Genomic DNA, 22,312 nt, shown 5'->3' with positions numbered 1-22,312 from the left:
ATGTCCTCGCGGACACCGCTACCGCGAGGGCACTCAATGTGACATTCGGTGGACTTTTCGGGGGTCGATGTCACATCGAGTGGACCTCTGGGAGTGTCAGCCGCGGCCGGTCTCGCCCTGCAGCTTGTCGATCATTTCCGAGGCCTGCGCCTTGTTGAGATCCTCGGGAACTTCCTCGCCCGCTTCCTGCGCAAGCGTGCTCAGGTAGCTCTTCTGCGGGCCGGTCATCGGCTCGTCACCGGTGACCCAATCGTCGGGATCCTTCTCGGGGTTCTGGTTGACCTGCTCGTTTTCGCTCATACGTTCGTAAATACGCCGAATCGATGGGTTCCAAACACGTTTGCCCGTGTGCGCTCAGGCGTAGGTCACTCGAATGACTTGATTGACAGTTCAACAATTCGCCGAGGATGCTCCACATCACATCCCCTCGATTGGAGTTCCATGAAGACGAAGAACCTGCTGGTCAAGATCGGCATCAGCGGCGCGATCGCGGCGGCCGCCCTGGTCACCGCCCCGGCCGTCGCCTCGGCCGATCCGATCACCGATTTCCTCTGCAGCAGTGGTTCGGCCCAGTTCTGCCCGGTTCTCCTGCCCCCACCCCCGGCCCCACTCGCAGCTCCAGCGCCCGCACCCCGCCAGGGCGGCACATTCCAGTACGAAAACTGCGACGCGGCGCGCGACGCCGGAGCCGACCCGGTCTATCGGGACGAGTACGGCTACGGACCTCATCTCGACCGCGACAACGACGGCATCGGCTGCGAGTAGCGAACTCGCACTTGTGCAGGCAGATGGCACTGATTTGTCTGCACAAGTGCGATCTCGGTGGGCGGATACGCTCATCCGGTGAGACGACGCCAGCAACCGCCCCTGGCGAAGCGGCACGGTCTCGATCCCGCGCGAATACGGATGCCCGAGGACGGCGTATGGCTTACTGTTCGTGACTTCCTCGCCGCTACAGAGTCACGCATTCCTCCGCACCGGATCGACGCCATGCTCGCCGCCGGTGACATCGTCGACATGGCCGGCCCCATCTCCTTCGACGCACCGTACGTTCCCGGTGAGGCGGTCTGGTTCCACCGCGACCTACCGTCGGAAACCGTTGTGCCGTTCGATATCTCGATCGTGCACCGGGACGACGCGTTGCTGGTGATCGACAAGCCTCACTTTCTGTCGACCATCCCCCGCGGCGGACATATTCTGCAGACCGCGCTCGTACGATTGCGTCTCGAACTCGAACTGCCGCAACTGGTGCCCGCTCACCGGCTCGATCGTGTGACCGCAGGCCTGGTCCTGTTCGTCGTCGATCCGACACTGCGCGGCGCGTATCAAACGCTCTTCCAGGATCGCGAGGTCCGCAAGGAGTACGAGGCAATCGCGCGCTACGACCCGTCGCTCACCCTGCCGACCGTCGTTCGCAGTCGAATCGTCTCGGAGAAGGGACAATTCACTGCCCACCAGGTCGACGGAGAACCCAACGCGCACACCACCGTCGAACTACTGGAGCATCGAGACGGACTCGGTCGCTATAGATTGACACCGCTGACCGGCCGCACCCATCAACTGCGATTGCACATGAATTCACTCGGCGTGCCCATCCTCGGCGACGACCTGTACCCGACGGCAACCGGCCGAGCCGTCGACGACTTCAACGACCCACTCCAATTACTCGCCAGTGCAATCGAATTCACGGACCCGATCTCGAAAGCCCTGCGACGCTTCGAGACCGGATTAGGCCTGGAGCGGTGGGTACCAGATGTCGGCTCGTGACTTCCGGCTCCGCTCGGCTACTCGGGATGTCGATCACGCTCGGACTTCACGAGTTCCTTCGTGCGCACCAAGCGCAGCGCAGTGACCAACACGACGCCTCCGATGATGTTGAAGAGCACTGTGTAGCCGAACCATTCGATCCAGTCGCGGTAGTTCACATCCGCGCCGGCGTGGATGGCACCGAAGATCAGCAGCGAATCGAGAACCGAGTGGAACAACTGAAGTCCGGCCAGCAGGAACCCTGCCGCCATGGCAGCGATGATCCGCGCGACGTCGGAGGTTGTTCCCTGCTGCATGCGGGTCAGCAATGTCATCGTGCTGCCGCCGAGAACAGCAAGGCAGATCGACTGAAGATTCAGCGGAGCGTCGACGAAATGATGCGCCGACTCGGACAACACTTCGAGCCACTGCGGAAACGCCTGCGCGATCAACCACATCACGAACCAACCGCCCAGCAGATTCGCCAGCAGCGTCCCGACCCACAGCTTCGCCAGTTGCAAGGGCGTGCCGTCGCGGGCCACCACCGCCGCGATCGGCATCAGGAAGTCCTCGGTGAACAGCTCTCCGTGTGCGAGATAGATGGCCACCAGGCCGATGCCGAACGCCAGGCCTGCCAGCAGGTGACTGCCGGTTTCGTCCAGCACCGCGAGGTACGCCATCACACCCAGAGCCACTTCGAGCCCGCCGAAGAGTCCGGTGATCAGCACGGTGCGGACTGTGCGATGTAATCGCTCGGCACCCTCCGATACGACAGCGTCGAAACTCTCCTCGAGTTCCTCTTCCAGAGGCCCCTCGTTGTCGCCGTCGTTGCGCCGCGCTTCTTCACTCATTCGCAGGTAGTACCCACTGAGCCGATATCGATACCTGCTCGTCACCGATCGTCGCGGCGACACGCGGCCGTTGCAGCTGGTCCCAGCCTGGTCAGGCCAACCGCCTCACGCGGTCCGAGACTCGAACTGTCGCAGCGCGTCTCATCGAGATGATGGTCCCGTCGACCAGCTCGACGGACGGTTCGACGACATACGCAGCGACGACACAGGTCCGGAACCCCGAGGCCAACGATGTCGCTCAGCTTCCCCGAGCAAACAAAACCGGCCCACCCTCGCGGGTGGACCGGGGTAGAACTTGTGGCGGAAGCGGAGGGATTTGAACCCCCGGACGCTTTTACACGTCTCTCGCTTTCAAGGCGAGTGCATTGGGCCGCTCTGCCACGCTTCCGTGTGCGATCTTAAACGGCCCGGCGCACTCAGGCCCAATCGCCCCTCATCGTCCGCCCCTCATCGTCGCGGTGTCGAGCCGGACGCGTCCATCGCGGCGTCGACCTTCTCGAAGATGTCGCCCAGCACCTCGAGTTCGTGGGGCGAGAGGATGTCGACGAGGTGCTGCCGGACGCCGCGGACGTGCGTGGGTGCCGCCTCCGACAATCGCCGACGCCCTTCCTCGGTGATCACCGCCAGCACGCCTCTGCCGTCGTTGACGCAGGTACTGCGAGACACCATGTCCTGCAGTTCCATTCGCCTGATCTGATGCGTCAGGCGACTTCTCGAGGACAGGACACCGTCGGCGAGCTCACTCATTCGGATGGAGCCGTCGACCGATTCCGACAACATCACCAGGATGCGGTACTCGGCCATCGACAGATCGTGGCGATCCTGCAGATCCTTGTTCAATACCCCCATCAATCGTTGCCCGCCGTCCATATAGGCGCGCCATGCTTTCATTTCCGCAGTGTCGAGCCACTGCGGGTCCCCCCCGGGACCAATGGCTAATTCGGCCGTCACGCGTGTCATCTTAGGCGGGAAATCTACCCACGAGTAGGTTGACGCGGTTCGAGGCCCCGTTCGGCGCAGCGCCCTATGGTCGAGGTATGACCGATCCCTACATCGACCCGCCGTACGTTGCCGCCGACGATCGCTACGAGTCCATGCTGTTCCGCCGAGTGGGCTCACGGGGCCCCCGACTTCCTGCGGTGTCGTTGGGACTGTGGCACAACTTCGGCGACGACGTACCGCTGATGAACCAGCGCGCGATCCTGCGTCGCGCATTCGATCTCGGCATCACGCATTTCGATCTGGCCAACAATTACGGCCCGCCGTACGGCAGCGCGGAGAAGAACTTCGGCCGCATCTTCTCCGAGGATTTCGCCGGATATCGCGATGAGCTGATCATCTCGAGCAAGGCCGGCTGGGACATGTGGCCCGGCCCCTACGGCTTCGGTGGCTCTCGCAAATACCTGCTGTCCTCGCTCGAACAATCGTTGACCCGAATGCGACTCGACCACGTCGACATCTTCTACAGCCATCGGCCCGACCACGACACCCCGATCGAAGAAACAGCAGGCGCACTGATCAGCGCTGTGCAGCAGGGCAAAGCCCTGTACGCGGGCATCAGCTCGTACAAGCCCGAGGGCACGCAGAAGATGGCAGACCTGCTCGCCGATGCGGGTGTTCCCCTGCTGATCCATCAGCCCAGTTACTCGATGGTCAATCGGTGGATCGAACCCGAACTGCTCACTACCCTCGACGCGGTGGGCGCGGGCGTCATCGCCTTCTCGCCTCTGGCCCAGGGCATGCTCACCGACAAGTACCTCGACGGTGTTCCCTCGAATTCGCGAGCAGCGCAGGGCAAATCGCTGAATCCGGACTGGCTCACCGACGACCACATCGAGCATCTCCGGGCGTTGAACCACATTGCCGCCACCCGCGGCCAATCCCTCGCACAACTCGCGCTGAGCTGGGCCCTGCGCGACCCACGCGTGACCTCGGTACTGATCGGCGCATCGAGCGTCGAACAGCTCGAGAACAACGTGGCGGCTTTGAAGAATCTGGACTTCACCGACGCCGAACTCGCCGAGATCGACACGCATGCCGAGGACTTCGGAATCAATCTCTGGGACCTGTAAGAATGCCTGCGGCAGTGGTGTAGTTAAGCGCTCCAGAGGGCACCTAACCGCACCACTGCGCCGGAGGCGCACTATGGAGACATGCGTGCCATCACACTGAAAGAATTCGGCGATCCCGACGTCATGGAATGGACCGAGGTCCCCGACCCACGTCCCGGCCGCGGACAGGTGATCATCGATGTCTCGGCCACCGCCGTCAACCGCGCCGACCTGATGCAGCGTCAGGGGAATTACCCACCGCCTCCAGGGGCCAGCGACATCCTCGGACTCGAATGCTCGGGCATCATCTCCGAACTCGGTGAGGGCGTCAGCGGGTGGAACGTCGGAGACAGGGTCTGTGCACTGCTGGCTGGCGGCGGCTACTCCGAGCAGGTCGCCGTACCCGCCACCCAACTCTTCCCCATTCCGCAGGGCCTCGATCTGCATGTCGCAGCGGCACTTCCGGAAGTCGCCTCGACGGTGTGGTCCAACCTGGTGATGGACGCGCACATGCGTTCGGGGCAGGTACTGCTCGTTCACGGCGGCGGCAGCGGAATCGGCACTCACGCAATCCAACTGGCCAAGCAGATGGGTGTCACCGTCGCCGTCACTGCCGGATCCAAGTACAAGCTGGAAATGTGCGCAGACCTGGGTGCCGACATCCTGATCGACTACAAGAACCAGGACTTCGTCACCGAGATCCGTTCACAGACAGAGGATCACGGAGCAGACCTGATCCTGGACAACATGGGTGCGAAGTACCTCGACCGCAACCTCGACGCATTGGCCATGGACGGCACCGTCGTCACCATCGGCATGCAGGGCGGAGTGAAGGGCGAGCTGAACTTCGGCAAACTCCTCGCCAAGCGCGGCTCGGTGCATGCAGCCGGATTGCGTGGCCGCCCCGAAACCGGGCCGTCGAGCAAAGCGAACATCGTCGCGGACATGACGGCACACCTGTGGCCGATGATCTCCGAGGGACGCGTCACCGCCGTCGTGCACGCCGAGATTCCGATAACCGAAGCAGCGCAAGGACATCGAATGCTCGACGAGGCCGAGACCATCGGAAAAGTGATTCTGCGAATCCAGTAGCGCAGCTCAGCGGTCGTGCGCGAAAACCGTAGTGGGCTACGAGGCCCGGGTGGAGCCTGCGGAACGACCCGGAGGCTCCTCGTGCACGTGCGGCGCAGCCGCTCTCAGAGGGCGAGCGCGGACATCGCTTTGACGAGCTGATCGATTTCGTAGCGGGTGGTGTACGGAGCCAGACCGATGGTGACGGCACCACCCTCGTCGTTGACGCCCAACGCGTCGAGCAACCGACTGCCGCCGTGGACTCCGCTGACACTGCCGATTCTGGCCTGCGCGAGTTGCTCGGACACCTTCACCGCGGGCATGCCCTCGACGGTGAAGCTCAAAGTGGGAATGCGCGTCGGTGCATTGCCGAGCACCATCACGTGGTCCAGCGAACCGAGCGCCTTCATCAGGTAATCGAACAGACCGTCGTGGTAGTGCTGCAACGATCCGATCGACAACTCGAGACGCTCGCGACGCGTCCCGGTCGCTGTGTCGTCGAGATTGGCCAGGTAGTCGATGGACGAGACCACGCCCGCCAACAACGCGTACTGGTGACTGCTGACCTCGAGCCGCGCCGGCCCCTTGGCCGACGGATTGAGCGACATCGACGGCAACTGTTCCAGCAGCGTCGGATCGCGGAAGATCAACGCACCGACCGAAGGCCCACCCCACGCGGCGGTGTCGATCGCGACGATGTCGGCCCCGAGTTCCTTGATGTCGACGTGGGCGTAAGGAGCAGCTCCGGCCGCGTCGACCACGATCAGCCCACCGACCTCGTGTACCAGATCCGCCGCGACCCGAACATCGGGCGCACTACCGACGATCGGCGACGCAGCAGTGACCGCGACGAGCCGAGTGGTGGAGGTGATCAGATCGTCGAACTGCCAGGTGGGCAACTCGCACGTATCGATCTCGACCTCGGCCCAGCGCACATGCGCGCCCGACCGGCTGGCCACCCGCAGCCACGGTGCGACGTTTGCTTCCTCGTCCAGACGTGAGAGCACCAGACCGGTTCCCAGGCCCAGCCGCGAGCTCATCGAGTCCGCGAGCCAGGACAGCAGCGTCGCGCGGTCCGGGCCGATGACGACACCGGACGGATAGGCACCGACCAGATCGGCGATCGCGACGCGGGCGGATTCCAGCAGAGCTGCACTGCGCTTGGCCGAGGTGTTGCCGGCCGAATGATTGGAGGCACTGTGCCGAAATGCGGTGGACACAGCGGTCGACACGCGGTCCGGGATCAGCATCCCCAGCTGAGGGTCGAGATGAATCCACCCGTCACCGAGCGAGGGGATGGAACCTCTCACTCGCGCGACGTCGTAACCCATGCCGGACACTCTAAGCGCCGACCGGTGAAGCATGTGTTCCACGTCCTGTTTCCCCAGGGAACGGTTGCCCACCTCGCACGCTCGATCCTCCCGGCCTCCACTGTTCCCGACGACCGAACCAGGATAATCGCCCCTGACGATCGCGCAACGGCGAGCGAGGCGTAATGATGGATATATGACTCAATCCGAGCCGAACAGCGCGCCCGATGACCATGTCGTTGTGATCGGCCCCAATGGGGAACCGCTCGCCCTGAGCCGCGAGGAAGCGACGGCCGCCGCGGCCCGCGCCGCCGGATCCTCGGCGAACGATGGATCGGACGATGGATCGGGCCTGTCGGAGATGGTCGAGCAGCCCGCGAAGGTGATGCGCATCGGAACGATGATCAAGCAGCTGCTCGAGGAAGTGCGCGCTGCACCGCTCGACGACGCGAGCCGGACGCGACTGAAGGAAATCCACAAGTCGTCCATCCACGAACTCGAACAGGGCCTCGCCCCGGAACTGCGCGACGAGCTCGAGCGCCTGGTCCTGCCCTTCGGCGACGACGTGGTCCCCACCGACGCGGAACTGCGCATCGCCCAGGCACAGCTCGTCGGCTGGCTCGAAGGTCTGTTCCACGGCATCCAGACGGCCCTGTTCGCTCAGCAGATGGCCGCGCGGGCTCAACTCGAACAGATGCGCCAAGGCGCGTTGCCTCCCGGTGTGATGGGCGCTCCGGGTGGCGGCCAGGGTGGCGGGGGCCACGGCGGCGGCGGTACCGGCCAGTATCTGTAGCAAGCTCGGAATGAGCGCAGTCTCCGAAGAGAGGTAGTGTCGACCGTCGTGTCGGCACCAGCGAAGGATCCCGAGAGCGAGGCAGGAGACCAGATGCCTGCTCCGGTTTCGGACTCACAGACTTATCGGCGCGCTTTCGGCGACCTGAAAACCGGTTTCAACCAGCGCGAGCTGTGGCTGCATCTCGGTTGGCAAGACATCAAGCAGCGGTACCGCCGGTCGGTGATCGGTCCGTTCTGGATCACCATCGCCACCGGCGTGCAGGCCATCGCGATGGGTCTGCTGTATTCGGTACTCCTGGACATCGACCTGCGCTCGTTCCTGCCACACGTCACCGTCGGGCTGATCGTCTGGAACCTCATCAGTGCCGCGATCCTCGAAGGCGGAGACGTCTTCGTCGCGAACGAAGGCCTGATCAAACAGCTGCCGAGCGCGCTCAGCGTGCACGTCTATCGCCTGGTGTGGCGTCAGCTGCTGCTGCTCGGCCACAACATGCTGATCTACGTGATCATCATCGCGATCTTCTGGCCCGAGGGCGGGCTGCACTGGACCGTGGTCTTCGCGATCCCCGCGCTGGTGCTGATCCTGCTCAACGCGGTGTGGGTGTCCATTCTGTTCGGCATCGTCGCCACCCGCTACCGCGACATCGCCCCGATCCTCGGCAGCTTCGTGACGCTGATGTTCTTCATGACGCCGATCGTGTGGACCACCTCGGGACTCGAGTCGATGGGCGGTGAGGCCGCGAACCGCGCCAAGCTCGTCGAGATCAACCCGCTCTTCCATTACCTCGACATCATCCGGGCCCCCCTGATCGGCGAGGATCAGCAGGCGTACCACTGGTACATCGTGCTCGGCTTCACCGTCGTCGGCTGGGCGCTGGCCATCGTCGCACTCAAGAAGTACCGGGCCCGCGTGCCCTACTGGGTTTAGGGGTATTCGAGTTGTCCATCAGCATCAGCACTCACGACGCGTGCGTCGACTTCCCGATCTTCGACGCCAAAACGCGGTCACTGAAGAAGGCGTTCCTCGGCAAGGCCGGTGGTGCGATCGACCGCAACTCCTCCGACGTCGTCGTCGTCGAAGCTCTCAAGAACATCACGATGAACCTGAAGGACGGCGATCGCGTCGGACTGGTGGGACACAACGGTGCGGGCAAATCGACGCTGCTGCGTCTGCTCTCGGGTATCTACGAGCCGACGCGAGGCAGCGCCACCATCCGCGGCCGCGTCGCGCCGGTGTTCGATCTGGGCGTCGGTATGGACCCCGAGATCTCCGGCTACGAGAACATCATCATTCGCGGCCTGTTCCTCGGCCAGACGCGCAAGCAGATGCTCGCGAAGATGGACGAGATCGCCGACTTCACCGAACTCGGCGACTACCTCGACATGCCGCTGCGGACCTACTCCACGGGCATGCGCGTGCGCGTCGCGATGGGCGTGGTCACCAGCATCGACCCGGAGATCCTACTGCTCGATGAGGGCATCGGAGCCGTGGACGCGGAGTTCATGAAGAAGGCCCGCCATCGCCTGCAGGAGTTGGTGAAGCGCTCGGGAATCCTGGTGTTCGCCAGCCACTCCAACGAATTCCTGGCTCAGCTGTGCGACACCGCGATGTGGATCGATCACGGCCAGATTCGCCAACAGGGCGGCATCGAGGACGTGGTGCGGGCGTACGACGGTGACGACGCGGGAGACCACGTCGCGCAGATCCTGAAAGAGATCGAGCGGGAAGACAGTGCCGGTGGCTGACAAGATCATCGGGGTCATCGTCACGCACAAGCGGCGTGAGTTGTTGGCTCTCTCGCTCGATGTCATCGGCGCACAGACACGTCCGCTCGATCATCTGGTCGTCGTCGACAATGCCGACGAGACCGCCGTACGCGAACTGGTCGAATCGACCGACCTGCCGACGACGTATCTCGGCTCGCAGCACAATCTGGGTGGTGCGGGCGGGTTCGCACTCGGGATTCTGTATGCGCTCTCGCTCGGTGCGGATTGGGTGTTCCTCGCCGACGACGACGGCCGCCCCGAGGGCCCGAAGGTGCTCGAGACCCTCTACGACTGCGCTCTCACCCACGGCCTCGACGAGGTCTCCCCCGTCGTCTGCGACATCGACGATCCGGACCGGCTGGCCTTTCCGCTGCGCCGCGGCGTCGAATGGCGTCGGCTGCGGTCCGAATTGATCGACCCGGCGAACCCGGACGACGACCTTCTCGAAGGCATCGCCTCGCTGTTCAACGGCGCTCTGTTCAAGGCGTCGACGATCGACGCGGTGGGCGTGCCGGATCTCCGGCTGTTCGTGCGCGGCGACGAGGTGGAAGTACACCGCCGATTGCAGCGATCGGGCTTGAAGTTCGGCACGTGCCTGACGACCGCCTACGTGCATCCCAACGGGGCCGAGGAGTTCAAGCCGATCCTCGGCGGCCGGATGCACACGCAGTACCCGGAGGACGCGACCAAGCGCTACTTCACGTACCGCAATCGCGGCTACCTGATGTCGCAGCCCGGTATGCGAAAGCTATTGCCGCAGGAGTGGATTCGGTTCACCTGGTTCTTCCTGATCACCACCCGTAACCCGAAGGGTCTGGCCGAATGGTTCCGGTTGCGCGGGCTGGGGCGTCGGGAACACTTCCGTAGGCCCTGATGCTGCCGTCATGGGGTGCGCGGACCCGCGTGATACCGCTACCGTGTGCCCATGACGGAACCTCGGAAGCTCGCTGATCGCATCAAGTCGTCGGCACGGGAGAAGCTTCAACGAGCGATCGGCGAGGTTCTGGCTCAGCAGACCGCGCAGCTGGCCGAGCAGACCAGCGATCAACAGGCGAAATTGCTCGACGTCCTCGAACGCCAGCGGCGTGAGATCGACGATCTGCACGCGTTCATCCGCGGCCTCGAGATGCGGATGCGTCGCGACATTCCGTACGCCTCCGACGTCGAAGCAGCCGCCCAGAGTGCCGAATTCGCCGAAGAGATGATGCCGCAGGCCCCCACGTTCCTGCGGCCGCACGCGACGCTGCGGTTCGCCCTCGGCGAGGTCTCCATCCGCGGCATGGCACTCGAGTTCGGCGTCGCCAGCGGAACGACGCTCGAGATCATCGCCGAGGAATTGAGCTCACGCAAGGACATCACCGTCGTCGCCGGATTCGACGTGTTCTCCGGCCTCCCCGAAACCTGGCGCACCGGTTTCCCGAAAGGGCTCTTCGAGCAGGACACCATCCCCGAAGTGCCGGGCGCACAGATCGTCCCCGGGTTGTTCGAGGACTCGCTGCCGGGCTTCCTGAAGGGCCATCACGAGAAGCTGGCGTTCTTGCACCTGGACGCCGACCTGTACTCGTCGACGGTCACCGTGCTGGATCTGGTGGCCGATCGACTCGCGGTGGGCACGGTGATCGTGTTCGACGAGTACTTCAACTTCCCCGGCTGGCGCAACCACGAGTACCGGGCGTGGACGGAATTCGTCACACGCACCGGTACCGAGTTCGACTACCTCGGCTACACCGCCGACAACGAACAGGTCGTCGTACGCATTCGCACGGCCCCGACAGTTCGCGCCAGATAGTTACTGGCCGTAGAGGCGAGCCCAGTTCTCTCGGCTCGTCAGCTTCGGCACCGCTGCGCGGTACGACGCAGCGACCGTCGGGGTTTCGGTGCGCAGACGCTTGAGTGCGGTCACACCGCGCTTGAGCAGCTCGACCGCATGTTGCTTGTTGCGCTGGCGAACTCGGACGCCCTCCTGCGAGCGATCGGTGACGATCGCGTGGGAGAACAGCGAGACGTGCCACCAGTGGGCATCGTCGGCGGAGATGGCAACCGGACCGGGATTCACCGTACCGCGCCACTGATTGAGCATCCGCTTGGCCAACACGGCGAATTCCATGCTCTTCTTCGGGTGCGGTCCCGCGGGGGTGATGAACATATCCGCCGGACGCACCCCGGGAACGTCGTTCGCGTTGTGCCGCTTCGTTTCTCCGTACGCAGCACGTTCGCGTCGGATGGAACCGGCAGCGTCCATGCCGCCGTCGAGCAAATTCTCCGGACCGGCCAGGAAGTCCTCGACGGCCTTGATCAGCGTGTACGCCATGCCGTACTGCATCGACACCAGGTACCGCAGCAGATCGGTGAACAGCTGCTTGGCGAGCGTCTTACCGTCGAGCTCGATGTGCAGGGCGGCGGTGATCATGCCGTTGCGCAGGTTGAAGTAGCGGTGCCACTCGTCCCAGTCCTTCCACGCGAAGTCGGCATGCCACACCGCTGCGCCCGGAAGCGTCACGGTCGCGAAACCGTTTGCACGAGAACGGTATCCGTACTCGATGTCGTCCCACTGGAAGAACAGTGGCAGCGGGTAGCCGACCTGGCCGACGATCTCGGACGGGATGAGGCACGACCACCAGCCGTTGTAGCCGGCGTCGACGCGAACGTCCTGCTGGCGCTTGCGCTTGAACGCGCTCTTGTCCGAAATTGCGTTCTTGACGTGCACTCCGGCTTCGAGCTTCTGCAGGTTCGCCACCTCGGCACCGACATGCACGCGATCGGGGTGCAAGAGGTAGAGCATCTGCGCGCCGATGATCGCCGGCTCGACGGTCATGTTGGCGAACGAGTTCATCCGCACTATCGCCTCGGGCTCGCACAGCACGTCGTCGTCCATGAAGATGACGTTGGCCGGATCGCCGCCCTTGCCCTGCACCTCGTACAGCCCGCGGGTGAATCCGCCGGCACCGCCGAGGTTGGGCTGGGTGATGTAGACGAGCTTGTCGCCGAGCTCGGCCGCGACGCGCTGGAACTTCTCGCGCGTCTGCACCTGATCGGTGCCCTGATCTACGACGTAGACGTTGTCGACCCCGAGCAGGGCGATGGGATCGTCGGCCATGGCAGCGACGGTGTTGGCGCAGTCGTCCGCGCGGTTGAACGTGCAGATCACCACCGAGGTGGGACGCAGCTTCTCCGGCGCGGCGACGGTCCACTCCGCGTCCTGTACCGACAACTCGCTCGATGTGGTGGTGAAGCGGACGTACAGCGCGCCGCCGTCGAGGAACTGCGTCGTGGCGACGGGAACGGCCAACTGAGTCGACGAGTTCGCGGAATCGACCGTTGTACTGGCCATCGTGCGCTCGTGACCCTTGTAGTCCGTGCCCACCAGATCGATACGACCCGCACCGGCGACAGTCGCCCGGAACACCACCTCGGTGACGGTGGTCCACCGCTGCCAGTAGCTGGCCGGGAACCGTCCGAAGTAGCTGTTGGTGTGCAGCACGCTGCGCTTGGCGATACGAACGCCGGTGCGGGTGCGCTCGGCATTTCCCTTGCCGACAGAGCTGTACATATCGGCACTGACCAGGGGCGACGGGCCGTCGAACAGCAGTCTCTGAACTGTCAGTTCGGGCTCGCCGTCACCGCCGGCAACAGCCGACACATCCGATGGCGAGCCGAGACGATCGAGAGCAGTGCCGTCCATACCGAGAAGTACCCCATCCAGTTCGAGTAGTGGCTCTGTGCGGTCGTGGAGAGAAGAAGACCACTGACCATGGTTGCACAGGCCCCGACCGATCTGTTCGACGCTCGCCGTCTACTCCGCTTCCTGCACCCTCGCCATCAGCACGCGGGCGGCGTCGGCTGGGTGCGTGTACGGCCACCAATGGCCGGCATCGACTCGATCGACGCGCAGATCGGGGATCCATCGATCGAGACCGTCGGTGAGGTTGGTCGACAGCATGCGGTCGTGTGACGGTACGACCACGGTGGTCGGGACCGCGCACCGTGGAGCTGGCCCGCGGAGCACACGCCGCAACACGTTCGCCCGGTAGAGGGTGATGCCGCGCTGCTGGTCGGCCACCGTCGGGGTCGGCTCACCCTCGACATTCAGCCGTGCCAACAAGTCCGGTACCCGTCTGCCCAGAACGGGTACATGAAACCCGAAGACGTACCAGGACCGGGCCAACTGCCCCACCAACGACGGCCACCGATGCGGCCGCACCAGCCGCGCCCGTGCCACCTGCCTCAGATGATCCAGACTCGGCCCGGACACCGATGTGTACGACGCGAACACGGTCGATGCGCGAGGCGAGGCCATCGCCTCCCACATCTGGACCGACCCCCAGTCGTGGGCGAAGACGTGCACCTTCCCGGTGAGGTCAGGAATCGACTCGACCACCGCGAAGGCGTCCCGCGCCAACTGCTCGATGGACACGTCCGCCTCGTGCTCGAGCGCGGATGCTCCACTGCCTCGCGTGTCGTACGCGATCACCCGAACCGTGTCGCCGAGCTCGGCGATCAGCGGATCGAACACGTGACGATTGTCGGGATAGCCGTGCGCCAGCAGCACTGTGGACTTCGCCGCCGGGTCCCCGTATTCGAAGACGGGAAGCTCGGCACCCGGAGTGCGTACCGTCCAGTGGGTCATCCCACGTCGCTCAGTGCGTACAGAGTGCCGCCGCGTAGCAAGTGGGCGATCATCCTCAGCCGCATGGCCTCCTGCTCGGGTTGCGGATGCACCACCGCGGCCAACGCCTCGCCGTCGAGCAGATGCACCACGCTGAAGACCACCGTCTCCAGATGGCGTGGATCGATCACGCCGGCGACCGGTAGCGTGCGAGCCAGTTCGGCGATCTGCTCGTGATACCGAACGGTGAACGGCTGCAGCCTCTCTCGCAGCTCCTCGTCACTGCGGGCCGCGGTCAACAGCTCGTACCAGGCACCGTTGATCGGAGCGCGGCATGCAGCCCTGAGCAGTTCGAGGCAGTGCTCGATCGACGCGCTCCCGAAACCGGACAGGCCACGGCGAAACTCCACGAACTGACGTCGCCGAACCTCGTCTGCTGCGGCAACGATCAGGTCGAGCCTGGTGTCGAAATGCCGAAACATGGCACCGGAAGACACCCCTGCGCGGCTGACGATCTCACTGACACTGGTTGCGGCATAGCCCTTCTCGCACAACGACTCGATGGTCGCGTCGAGTAACTTTCCGATCGTCTCGGTCCGACGCTGTTGTTGACTCGGGCTCACACACGCTCCCGGCGACGCGGAGCCGTAGGTGTGCCGGCCCGCAGGAAGCTACCTGCCCGCTCCGACACACCGAACCAGGGTGCAAAGGTGCCAGCGGAGAACACCACTCGGCCCGCGACCAGGGTAGCGGCCACGGCCCGGTCGTTGCGGTTGACCATTCGACTCAGACCACCGAACTCCGGCATGGTCTCCTCCCGGTAGGCCAGGACCTCCTCGTCCAGGCCCGCCGGATCGATCACCACGATGTCGGCGCGATCACCCACCCGCACGTGTCCGGCGTCGAGACCGTAGAAGTCGGCCAGCTCGCCGCTGAGCTTGTGCACGGCCTTCTCCACGGTCATGAAGGGTCGGCGATCGTTGCGCGCGTCGTGCACACGGTGCAGCAACCGGATGCCGAAGTTGTAGAACGCCATGTTGCGCAGATGAGCACCGGCGTCGGAGAAGCCGACGGTCACCCCGGGCTGGTTGATCAGCTTGTCCATCTGCCGCTTGCGATGATTGGCCACCGTCGTGTGCCAGCGCAGCTTTCGGCCGTGCTCGACCACCAGATCGAGGAACGCGTCCACCACGTGTACCCCGCGTTCGGCCGCAACCTCTGCGACGTTCTTGCCGACGACCGACGCGTCGGGACACTCGGTGATCTCGGCGTCGGCGAAGTCTCGATGCCAGACGCGCGAGCTGAACTTCTTCTCGAAATCGGCGCGGAACCAGCGGCGGTAGGCCTCGTCCGACAGCAACTCGTTGCGGCCCAACTCTTCTCGCAGATGTAGCGCGGCGCGGCCCGAGCCGAACTCTTCGAACACCACGAGGTCGATGCCATCGGAATACACGTCGAATGTGGTGGGCAGGTGCTGCCAGCGGAACTGTCCCTTGCCCGGCCCGTTGACGATGCGAGCGAGCGGGCCGAAGATCCGATGAATCCACGGCGAGGCCTTCGCGTCGGCCGCCGCCAGCAACGAGATCTTGAGCGGAGTGCGGCCGATGCCGGTGGCCGAGGCGAGGAAGAACAGCATGTCGTACTTGGTGTTCAGGTTCGGAATGCTCTGCAACAGACGGCCGCGCTTACGCAGGATCTTGTGCAGAGCACGGAATTCGCTCCACCGTGCGTACGAGGACGGCAGCGAACGAGATCGGTACCGATCTCCGTCCAGCTTGTCCCACGGGTTCGTCATCGTCGACATTCCGAGCAGCCCGGCATCGAGCGCCTTCTCGAGCGCGTCCGACATGGCGCGCCATTCCTCGCGGGTTGGCTTCTGACTTCGGTCGGTAGATCGGTCCAAGCCCATCACGTGCGCACGCAGATCAGAATGACCGACCAAGGCTGCGATGTTGGGGCCCAGAGGCAGGCGCTCGAGCGCTGCGATGTACTCGTCGGGGCTGGTCCACGTCTTGTGCGTATCGACGGCCTTGAGCACATGATCGCGCGGCAGCGCCTCCACCCGACTGAACAGATCAGCGATGTCGACCGGAGTGGAGTAGAGCGTCGACAACGAACAGTTCCCCAGTAGAACCGTCGTGACCCCGTGCCGAACGGATTCTTCGAGACCGGGCCCGACGAGCACTTCCGCGTCGTAATGGGTGTGTACGTCCACGAAGCCCGGGGTGACCCACTTACCGGTGGCGTCGACCACCTCGGTCGCCGGGCCCGCCTCGAGCGGGGTGGAGGACACGGCCCGCACGACGCCGTCGACGATGCCCACATCGGCTCGAACTCCTGGACGGCCGGATCCGTCGTAGACAGTGCCGCCGGTGATGACGACGTCGAAAGAGATGTCTGAGTTCATGTGACCTCCGTCATAGATTGAGGTCAATCTAACTTAGAGAGTGGTCACTCGCAATAGCCGTACCGAGTCGGCCGTCTCGCGATCACCTGCGTGTTTCGCGCGTCGACGTTTCGGTTCCTGGACACCTCGAGAGATACAGTCGAGTGTCTTTGCCCGAACTCACGGAGTTGACCCTTGACCCCCACGGATACCCACATCGCGCGCGCCGCCCTGCCCGACAGCAGGAGAGAGCGCCTCGCGTGGGGAGCAGCGGTCGCTGCAGTGGTGGTCCTCGGCTATCTCCTGGTGCTCAGCGTCGATCCCCGTTTCTTCTACATCGACGACACCGAATCGGGTGCCGTACCCAACTGGCTCCAACTCGGACGCATCATGCGCGACGGGCAATTCCCCTCGCTGGTGCTCGATCAGTGGATGGCCGGCAACTACCCGGTCGAGGGCCAGGGCGGCCTGTGGAATCCCGTGCAGATGGCGATCAACTACATCTCGCCGTCGATCGACAACCTGGTACTGCTGGCAACGGTCGTCAAACTGGGCTTCTCGATTCTGTTGGCCTGGGGCGTGTTTCGAGTCGCTCTGGCCTACGGAGCGCGAGCCAACTGGGCTGCGGTAGCGGGCGCGAGCGCACCGTTCGTTGGTTTCACGCTCTTCTTCGAGAACACCTCGTGGGTGACCGCGCTGATGGGCACCGCGTGGATCATGAACGCCTGGGCGAGTTCGGTGTCCTACGCCCGCGGTCGCAGCGGTCCGATCGTGCCGTTCGCCTTCCTCTACCTCGCCATCAGCGTGGGATACGTCCACGCCGCGGTGATGGCCGGAGTGATGATCGGATCCGTCGCCATCGGCGAACGACTGTTCCAGCGGCTGTGGCGTCCGGCACTGAAGGTGTGCGCGGTGGGCATCGCTGCCGCCGCGTGCGGGGCCGTCACCTTCCTGCCCGGAGTGCTCACGTCCGCGGTTACCTGGCGCAGTGGTGACGAAGGCACGTTCAACGACAACTTCCTGACGGCACCGTGGTCGGAATCGCTCACCGCGAGCATCCCGACCGCGGTGACGAGCATCGAATCCTGGGCGGGCGAGACCACCGAATCGCCGGTCACCTACATCGCCTGGTTCGTGGTGCCCGCGCTGGCGTTCATCGCCTGGCGTCGGGTGCCCGCGGCTCTGCGCGAGCTGGCGGCACCGCTGATCATGCTGGCGTTCGCCTTGATCTTCACCGCAGGTCCCAGCGACATCGGACCGATCCGCTGGCCCGCCCGCATTCTGCCGTTCGTCGCCCTCGTCGCACTTATTCTCGTGGTGACCCTGATCAGCCGGTACGGAACGCTCGACAAGCTGCGGCCTCGGCTGCTCGCGGCCGGCCTGCTGACGCTGGTACTGCTGCTTCGCGCCGGCTCGTCGGGCCCGGAATTCTTCGGTCGCCACGTCCTCGCTGCGCTGGTGATCCTGCTCGTCGGCGCGCTCGCTCTGCTGCTGGCCCACCGCTTCTCCACCCGGGCCACTGCGGCGCTGCTCCTGGTCACCATCGCGCCGGTCGCGATGTACCAGGTGGCCACCTACGAACCGCCCTTCGCCAAGTGGTGGCTGCCCACGTCCCAATCCGAGGCCAAGGCCGAGTTCCCACAGTGGCAGGGCGCGACTCTGCAACTCGGTAGCCGTGCGCTCACCGAAACCGCAGCCGACGGACCCGACGACCCCCGGCTGCCCTGGCACTCCCAGGTGTACGGCAACTCCGCCAAGATCATGGGCCTGGACTACGTCAACGCGTACACCCCCGTCGGCTATCTCGACTTCGCCAACCTGCTGTGCTTCGAGCACGAGGGATCGACCTGCACGGACGCCTTCCGGCGCGTGTTCGAGATCGAGCCGTACACCGGCAAGACGTACGCCGACCTGATGCAACTCGATCGAATCGTGCTGCAGAAGAACCAGTATCCGCTCGCGAACTCCCGGCCCGCACCCGCAGGCTGGATGTGGGTGACCGCGCCCACGCCCGAGTCCGCTCGCCAGATCTACGTCCTCGAACGCGTCGACGGGTTGCTTCCCGCGTCGTCGGGACGCGTCGTCGCGACCGTGAACGCCACGGCCGAACCCCGATCGTCCGATGCGGACTCGGAGCACGTCGACGTCAGCGCACCCAACGGTGGCAGCGTCGTGTTCTCGCGTCTGGCCTGGCCCGGCTACACCGCGACACTGAACGGTGAGGAGCTGCAGACGAAGGGGCTGGCCGACATCTTCCTCTACGTCGACCTGCCGCCCGGCACCGAGAACGCGGACCTGCACATCACCTTCCGACCGCCCGGCGAACGACTCGGACTGGCCGCGATGGCCGGCGGGACGCTGTTGCTGGTCGGCCTGGTGGTGCTCGATGTGCGACGGCGCAGAAATTCGAGTTCTCGGGAGTTCGGCGCTGGGACGTCGAGCAGATAGGCTCAGACCTCGTGATGTCCGACGACTCTGCTGCTGATCCGCACCGCATCTCCATCGTGGTACCGGTCTACCAGGGCGAACGGACGCTCAGCGCGTTGATGGACGAGATCCTTCCGCTGACGCAGGTGACGCATACTCCCCTCGGGCGGCCGATGATCGTCGAGGAAGTTCTGCTCGTCTTCGATCACGGACCCGACAACTCTGCCGCGGTGATTCGCCAGCTCACGGCCGCGCACACGTTCGTTCGCGGGGTGTGGCTGAGCCGAAATTTCGGTCAGCATCCCGCCACCCTCGCCGGCATGGCCTCGAGCGGCGGCGAGTGGATCGTCACGATGGACGAGGACGGACAGCACGATCCGGCGGCGATCGGCGGCATGCTGGATACTGCCCTCGACCAGCAGTCCACCGTCGTCTACGCCAAGCCCACCAACGTCGCACCGCATGGGATGTGGCGCAACGCAGCGTCCAAGGGTTCGAAGTGGCTGATCGCCAAGGCACTGGCCGGGGACAACACCATCGACTACCAGAGCTACCGCCTGGTGCTCGGTGAAGTCGGTCGCTCCGTCGCCGCCTACGCCGGTTCCGAGGCGTACCTGGACATCGCACTCGGCTGGATCGCAGGCGACGTTACGACCAGCCCGGTGGCGTTGCGCGAAGAGGTGGACCGTCGATCGGGCTACCGACTGCGTACCTTGCTCTCGCACTTCTGGCGGATGGTGCTCTCGAGCGGCACGAAGGGCCTGCGACTGGTCAGCTTCATCGGCATCGCCTTCGCGGTACTCGGCCTCATTCTGGTGGCGTACGTGCTGGTGTCGTACTTCGTCTTCGATTCGGGCGCCGAGGTACGAGGCTGGGCATCGACGATGGTGATCCTGTTGTTCGGCTTCGGAGCAACACTGTTCTCTCTCGGTGTGGTGGCCGAGTACGTGGGCGTCAACGTCAAGACCGCCATGGGCAAGCCGCCGTACCTGATCGTCACCGACCCGGGAAACGGCCCGCTCGGGCGCACTGCGCCATCGACCGAACCTGCACCGCCGGCGTGACCGCGACACACACGTGGATCGTCGGTAGCGGCGGGCTACTCGGCGCTGCGGTGACCCGGGAGGCCGGTCGTCGCGGGCATCGAGTGCACACCAGCACCATCCCGTGGTCGGACACGGTGTCCGCCGAACAGGCTCTGCTGCAGCGCTGTTCGGAGTTCTTCGACTCCTTCGCCGACGGTACCTGGAACGTGATCTGGGCCGCGGGCGCGGGCGTGAACGGAACCAGCGCAGCACAATTCGCCGAAGAGAACGGCCTGATCCGCACCGTCCTGGCGCATATCGAGGCCGTCGCCGCCGACCGCGCGGGCACCGGCACCGTGTTCCTCGCCTCGTCCGCCGGAGGCGTCTACGCCGGCGCGACGGGTGCCCCACATCACGAGGGAACGAACCCGGTTCCGTTGGGCGACTACGGTTTTGCCAAGCTGCAGTCCGAGGCCATCGCGACCGAGTTCGGTGAACGCACCGGCATCAACGTGGCCATCGGCCGGTTCGCGAACCTATACGGGCCGGGGCAGAACCTCGCGAAACCGCAGGGCCTGATCTCGCACCTGTGCCGGGGATACCTCATGGCCTCCCCCGTGTCCATCTACGTCCCGATGGACACGTTGCGCGACTACCTCTACGTGTCCGACGCGGCCGAGATGGTCGCCGACACCCTTGCCATGTCGGCCACGCGACGAATATCGCCGACGATCAAGATCTTCGCCTCCGGTGAGGCCGTGACCATCGGCTCGATTCTCGGAGCCTGCCGGACGGTGTTCCGCCGTCGACCGAACGTGGTGTTGGCGGCGTCCCCATTGGCGGTGTTCCAGGGTCGCGATCTACGGCTGCGGTCGACGGTATGGCCGCAGATCGATCGCCGAACGCACCGAACATTGCCCGCAGGTATTGCGTCGACCCTGTTCGCGACGCGTCAAGCACTGGCGGTGGGTCGATGACCGAACCACAGACTCCTGCTCCCCCGGCGGGCATGAACGGCGCGCCGGGGCCGCTGATGCGCATCGTCAAGAATCAGAAAATCGCGTTCCTGCTCGTCGGCGGCGTCAACACCGCATTGGGTACCGCGTGGTTCATCCTGTGGCAGTTGCTGATCGGCGAGCAGTACGGATACCACGCCGCGATCGTGCTCGGCTATCTCTGCAACGTGCTGTGCGCGTTCGCGATGTACCGCTACCTGGTGTTCCGCGTGCGAGGTCACTTCCTACGTGATCTGCTGCGGTTCTTCGTCGTGAACTTCGGCGCGTTCGTCGCCAACATCTCCCTGATGACGATCGCCGTGTCCGTCTTCCACTTCCCGCCCATCCCTTCACAATTGGTCGTCACAGCCGTGATGGCAGTCGTCAGCTTCTTCGGCTACCGCGACTTCTCGTTCCGCAGAAAGAGCCAGGCCCCCACATCATGACGCCCCGTGTTTCCGTAGTCGTCCCGGCGTACAACAACGCCGAGTACTTGGCCGAGACCATCGATTCGATTCTTGCCCAGACGTTCACGGACTTCGAACTGGTCATCGCCGATCACTCGTCGACCGACGGAACCCTCGCCGTCGCGCAGAAGTTCGACGACCCACGGATCCGCCTGCTGACAACCCCGGCCGGCGGCGGAGCACAAGCCAACTGGAACCGCGTCACCGAGGAAGCCACGGGCGAGCTGATCAAGCTCGTCTGCGGTGACGACACCATCGCGCCCACCGCGCTGGACACCCAGGTGCGGGCTTTCGACGACAACCCGTCCGCCGTTCTGGTCGCCGCACAGCGGACGCTGATCGACGCCTACGGCAAGACGGTCATCGCCGCCCGCGGGCTCGGTGGACTGCACGGAACGGTATCGGGTCGAGTCGCCGCTCGAACCGCAGTTCGGTCCGGTGCCAACATCTTCGGCGAACCCGGCGGCGTCATGATGAAGCTGTCGGAACTCCGCGAGATCGGGCTGTGGGACAACAGCCATCCCTACCTGATCGACCAGGCCACCTTCATCGCAGTTGCGCTACGAGGCGACATCGTGGCCATTCCGCAACCACTGGCGTCGTTCCGCATCAACTCGGGACAGTGGAGCGTGGAACTGGCGACACAGCAGGCACGCCAGGCCGCGGACTTCCACCGCTCGCTGCAGGCCAGCGACCCGACGTTGTTGTCCGACAACGACGTTCACATCGGCAACGCCAAGGCCCTGATGACGTCGTTCATGCGTCGCGCGGTGTACCTGCTGCTGCGCCATCGAATGTCACGCAGTAGTTAGCTC

The 22,312-nt window shown here is 64.5% G+C and carries 22 protein-coding genes and 1 tRNA gene; 14 read left to right on the top strand and 9 right to left on the bottom strand.

The features are described 5' to 3' along the window. Nucleotides 1–96 precede the first annotated feature (96 nt). Nucleotides 97–300 (bottom strand): DUF3072 domain-containing protein, encoded by a 204-nt coding sequence (locus AB0362_RS16190; protein WP_366235876.1) that lies wholly within the window; start codon nt 298–300, stop codon nt 97–99. Nucleotides 301–441: 141 nt separating this feature from the next. Here AB0362_RS16190 and AB0362_RS16185 point away from each other — a divergent pair, with 141 nt between their 5' ends. Continuing rightward, entirely contained in the window at nt 442–765 is a 324-nt protein-coding gene (locus AB0362_RS16185; protein ID WP_094638902.1) for an excalibur calcium-binding domain-containing protein, read from the top strand. A 78-nt stretch (nt 766–843) separates the two neighbouring features. After that, nucleotides 844–1,767, top strand: coding sequence for a pseudouridine synthase (locus AB0362_RS16180; protein WP_366235875.1), 924 nt, complete (start codon nt 844–846; stop codon nt 1,765–1,767). A gap of 17 nt (nt 1,768–1,784) precedes the next feature. Here AB0362_RS16180 and AB0362_RS16175 read toward each other — a convergent pair whose 3' ends face one another. The 3 genes from AB0362_RS16175 to AB0362_RS16165 all read right to left on the bottom strand — a co-directional run bounded on the left by AB0362_RS16175 (nt 1,785) and on the right by AB0362_RS16165 (nt 3,488). After that, nucleotides 1,785–2,597, bottom strand: coding sequence for a formate/nitrite transporter family protein (locus tag AB0362_RS16175; RefSeq protein WP_366235874.1), 813 nt, complete (start codon nt 2,595–2,597; stop codon nt 1,785–1,787). A gap of 298 nt (nt 2,598–2,895) precedes the next feature. Continuing rightward, nucleotides 2,896–2,985, bottom strand: a tRNA-Ser gene (locus AB0362_RS16170). A 59-nt stretch (nt 2,986–3,044) separates the two neighbouring features. Next, nucleotides 3,045–3,488 carry a MarR family transcriptional regulator gene (locus AB0362_RS16165; protein ID WP_188078759.1) on the bottom strand — a complete coding sequence of 148 codons (444 nt, stop codon included), beginning with the start codon at nt 3,486–3,488 and terminating at the stop codon, nt 3,045–3,047. A 146-nt stretch (nt 3,489–3,634) separates the two neighbouring features. Between AB0362_RS16165 and mgrA the strand changes: the two genes are divergently transcribed. Both mgrA and AB0362_RS16155 read left to right on the top strand, forming a co-directional pair. Next, nucleotides 3,635–4,669, top strand: coding sequence for an L-glyceraldehyde 3-phosphate reductase (mgrA, locus tag AB0362_RS16160; RefSeq protein ID WP_317784835.1), 1,035 nt, complete (start codon nt 3,635–3,637; stop codon nt 4,667–4,669). Between the two features lie 81 nt (nt 4,670–4,750). Next, nucleotides 4,751–5,740, top strand: a complete 990-nt coding sequence (locus AB0362_RS16155) for an NAD(P)H-quinone oxidoreductase (protein ID WP_366235873.1) — start codon at nt 4,751–4,753, stop codon at nt 5,738–5,740. 104 nt (nt 5,741–5,844) lie between these two features. Here AB0362_RS16155 and AB0362_RS16150 read toward each other — a convergent pair whose 3' ends face one another. Beyond that, nucleotides 5,845–7,050: a cysteine desulfurase-like protein gene (locus AB0362_RS16150; RefSeq protein ID WP_366235872.1), complete on the bottom strand. Its 1,206-nt coding sequence runs from the start codon at nt 7,048–7,050 to the stop codon at nt 5,845–5,847. A gap of 175 nt (nt 7,051–7,225) precedes the next feature. On the opposite strand from AB0362_RS16150, the gene AB0362_RS16145 reads away from it, so the two are divergent. The 5 genes from AB0362_RS16145 to AB0362_RS16125 all read left to right on the top strand — a co-directional run bounded on the left by AB0362_RS16145 (nt 7,226) and on the right by AB0362_RS16125 (nt 11,380). Continuing rightward, nucleotides 7,226–7,822 (top strand): bacterial proteasome activator family protein, encoded by a 597-nt coding sequence (locus tag AB0362_RS16145; protein WP_094638909.1) that lies wholly within the window; start codon nt 7,226–7,228, stop codon nt 7,820–7,822. Between the two features lie 93 nt (nt 7,823–7,915). After that, nucleotides 7,916–8,752, top strand: a complete 837-nt coding sequence (locus AB0362_RS16140; RefSeq protein WP_366235972.1) for an ABC transporter permease — start codon at nt 7,916–7,918, stop codon at nt 8,750–8,752. 11 nt (nt 8,753–8,763) lie between these two features. Then, nucleotides 8,764–9,570, top strand: coding sequence for an ABC transporter ATP-binding protein (locus tag AB0362_RS16135; protein ID WP_094638910.1), 807 nt, complete (start codon nt 8,764–8,766; stop codon nt 9,568–9,570). Further along, on the top strand, nt 9,563–10,465 hold the full coding sequence (locus AB0362_RS16130; protein WP_366235871.1) for a glycosyltransferase family 2 protein: 903 nt from the start codon (nt 9,563–9,565) through the stop codon (nt 10,463–10,465). The genes AB0362_RS16135 and AB0362_RS16130 overlap by 8 nt, the downstream gene beginning before the upstream one ends. A gap of 51 nt (nt 10,466–10,516) precedes the next feature. Beyond that, a complete protein-coding gene (locus AB0362_RS16125) occupies nt 10,517–11,380 on the top strand; it encodes a TylF/MycF/NovP-related O-methyltransferase (RefSeq protein ID WP_366235870.1) in 864 nt (287 codons plus the stop codon). Here AB0362_RS16125 and AB0362_RS16120 read toward each other — a convergent pair whose 3' ends face one another. From AB0362_RS16120 to AB0362_RS16105, 4 genes are all read right to left on the bottom strand, one after another. Then, nucleotides 11,381–13,273 carry a glycosyltransferase gene (locus tag AB0362_RS16120; protein ID WP_366235869.1) on the bottom strand — a complete coding sequence of 631 codons (1,893 nt, stop codon included), beginning with the start codon at nt 13,271–13,273 and terminating at the stop codon, nt 11,381–11,383. Nucleotides 13,274–13,384: 111 nt separating this feature from the next. Next, nucleotides 13,385–14,218 carry an alpha/beta fold hydrolase gene (locus AB0362_RS16115; protein WP_366235868.1) on the bottom strand — a complete coding sequence of 278 codons (834 nt, stop codon included), beginning with the start codon at nt 14,216–14,218 and terminating at the stop codon, nt 13,385–13,387. Beyond that, a complete protein-coding gene (locus AB0362_RS16110; protein ID WP_366235867.1) occupies nt 14,215–14,820 on the bottom strand; it encodes a TetR/AcrR family transcriptional regulator in 606 nt (201 codons plus the stop codon). Before AB0362_RS16110 ends, AB0362_RS16115 begins: the two co-directional genes overlap by 4 nt. Then, nucleotides 14,817–16,604, bottom strand: a complete 1,788-nt coding sequence (locus AB0362_RS16105; protein WP_366235866.1) for an amidohydrolase family protein — start codon at nt 16,602–16,604, stop codon at nt 14,817–14,819. Before AB0362_RS16105 ends, AB0362_RS16110 begins: the two co-directional genes overlap by 4 nt. A gap of 174 nt (nt 16,605–16,778) precedes the next feature. Here AB0362_RS16105 and AB0362_RS16100 point away from each other — a divergent pair, with 174 nt between their 5' ends. The 5 genes from AB0362_RS16100 to AB0362_RS16080 are packed head-to-tail and all read left to right on the top strand — an operon-like array spanning nt 16,779 to nt 22,309. Next, on the top strand, nt 16,779–19,031 hold the full coding sequence (locus AB0362_RS16100; RefSeq protein ID WP_366235865.1) for a hypothetical protein: 2,253 nt from the start codon (nt 16,779–16,781) through the stop codon (nt 19,029–19,031). Between the two features lie 14 nt (nt 19,032–19,045). Beyond that, the gene (locus AB0362_RS16095) at nt 19,046–20,074 is read left to right on the top strand and encodes a glycosyltransferase (RefSeq protein WP_317549078.1); all 1,029 of its coding nucleotides are present in this window, start codon (nt 19,046–19,048) and stop codon (nt 20,072–20,074) included. Continuing rightward, a complete protein-coding gene (locus AB0362_RS16090; RefSeq protein WP_366235864.1) occupies nt 20,071–21,012 on the top strand; it encodes an NAD(P)-dependent oxidoreductase in 942 nt (313 codons plus the stop codon). Before AB0362_RS16095 ends, AB0362_RS16090 begins: the two co-directional genes overlap by 4 nt. After that, nucleotides 21,009–21,476, top strand: coding sequence for a GtrA family protein (locus tag AB0362_RS16085; RefSeq protein WP_068054828.1), 468 nt, complete (start codon nt 21,009–21,011; stop codon nt 21,474–21,476). Before AB0362_RS16090 ends, AB0362_RS16085 begins: the two co-directional genes overlap by 4 nt. Next, a complete protein-coding gene (locus AB0362_RS16080; protein WP_366235863.1) occupies nt 21,473–22,309 on the top strand; it encodes a glycosyltransferase family A protein in 837 nt (278 codons plus the stop codon). The genes AB0362_RS16085 and AB0362_RS16080 overlap by 4 nt, the downstream gene beginning before the upstream one ends. Nucleotides 22,310–22,312 lie beyond the last annotated feature (3 nt).

Origin of the sequence: Rhodococcus sp. NPDC079359, assembly GCF_040702585.1 — a bacterium.
In the GTDB taxonomy this organism is placed as follows: domain Bacteria; phylum Actinomycetota; class Actinomycetes; order Mycobacteriales; family Mycobacteriaceae; genus Rhodococcoides.
The sequence above is the reverse complement of the archived record's forward strand: the minus strand, read 5'-3'. Positions and strand labels throughout refer to the sequence as shown.